At 61.4% G+C, this 1,660-nt stretch carries 2 protein-coding genes; both read left to right on the forward strand.

The genetic code is table 11. The annotated features are described in order from the left end of the window. Nucleotides 1-885 (forward strand): DUF3304 domain-containing protein (locus AC1D2O_RS37655; protein WP_478158924.1); only part of this gene is annotated, 885 nt, incomplete at its 5' end. A gap of 26 nt (nucleotides 886-911) precedes the next feature. Further along, nucleotides 912-1,660: phospholipase effector Tle1 domain-containing protein (locus AC1D2O_RS37660; RefSeq protein WP_478158925.1), on the forward strand; the 749-nt coding region annotated here is incomplete at its 3' end.

Genomic DNA, 1,660 nt, shown 5'->3' on the forward strand with positions numbered 1-1,660 from the left:
CTGACCAATGCCATCGGCAACACCGGGCACAACGGGTGGGCGCAGGCGAAGGACCTGCTCATCCACCCCGAGGTGAAGAACTGCCTGCACTACGTGGCGCTGCACGAGCTTCGTACCAACTTCCCGGCCGACAGTGTGGCCATCGCCGAGGGCACCATCCTGCCGGAGCGCTGCCACGAGCACCACTGCCCCGGCGCGCACAGCGACGTGGGCCATAGCCGCGCACTAACTCCCCACGCGCTGACACAGCGCGGCACTTCATCAAACACAGAAACCAGGAGGAATCGGACCATGCGCCCTTTCCAATCCGTGGGCCAAATCGCCCGCCGCCTGATCGCTGCCTTCGCAGTGGTCGCACTCGCTACCGGCTGCGCCACGAGCGCGGATGACCTCGTGCCGGACAAAGACATGATCGGAGCGCCGATCTCAGGGGTCGGCCATTACGGTTCCAACATCGGTGTGCCCAGCTTCTCTCTGAATGGGCGCTGGGGCGGCAACAGTTCCGGGTGGGGCGGCGGAGGCGGCGGCGTGTGCTGCGTGCTGCTGCCTCGCAAGATCACCAAGCCCGTGATGGTGAATGTGAAGTGGCAGACCTGTGACATAGGCGGTATGAAGTTCGTGAACGGCCGACTCGAAGATCTGAGCCAACAATGCAAAGAAGAAGAACACGAGGCCACGGTGCCCGTTCACTTCGAGGTCCAACCGGGAGAAGGAGGGTCAGCGATTTATGTCCATTTCCTGCCGGGTAATAGGGTCGAACTTTGGTATGCAGACCAATCTCCGATCAGTCCTTCCTATCCAGGCCCCCCCTACCCCTTTGGCCCGGCGCCGGTCTATGCGCCGCAGCCGAGCAAGGAGCCCCAGTCAACCATCAAGAGCCGGTAGTCGAGCAAACAAGGGAGCACCACACAATGAGTCAGTTCAAGACTGTTCTTCAATCTGCCACCGTTCAAAGTACGCAACCCCTGGCCCATGCGCAGGCGTGCAAATGCGAAAACAATCTCAACATCGGCATTTTCTTCGATGGCACCGATAACAATCAGAACGTTCAGGAAGGCCCTGTCCACACCAACGTTGTTCGGCTCTGGCAAGCCTATAAGAGGCGACCCGAAGATGGATTTTTTCGTTACTACGTTTCTGGTGTCGGAACTCCATTTACCGAGATCGGCAAGACCGAAGCCGAAGCTTTCGGCGGCCCTGCAGGTGCGGGCGGGGAGGCGCGGATCCTCTATGGGCTGTTGGAAACCATCAACTCCGTACACACCTTTCTGAATAGGCGCGCGCGCTTCAACCTGCCGGCGCTCGCAGTCCTCTGCTCATCAGCCCGAGTCCCTGATGCCAACCAGGACCCCGCCAATCGCCAGTACCGCCTGACCGCAGAGCAGAAGATTCTCGATGACCTGGGCCTGGAGCGGGGGCTCGTCGCGAATGCCCGCGAGCGGCACGAATTTCTCTCCAAGGTGCGCAACGAACTGAGCCAGCAGGTCACGGCGCGCGCGACGCGCCCGCAGATCGGGGCGATCTACATCGACGTGTTCGGCTTCAGCCGCGGCGCGGCACAGGCCCGCGTGTTCGTCAACTGGCTGCACGAGCACCTGCTGATCGGCGGCAATCTGTTCGGCGTGCCGAGCTATGTGCGCATGCTCGGCCTGTTCGATAC

The organism is Variovorax sp. P1_G12, from assembly GCF_056405555.1.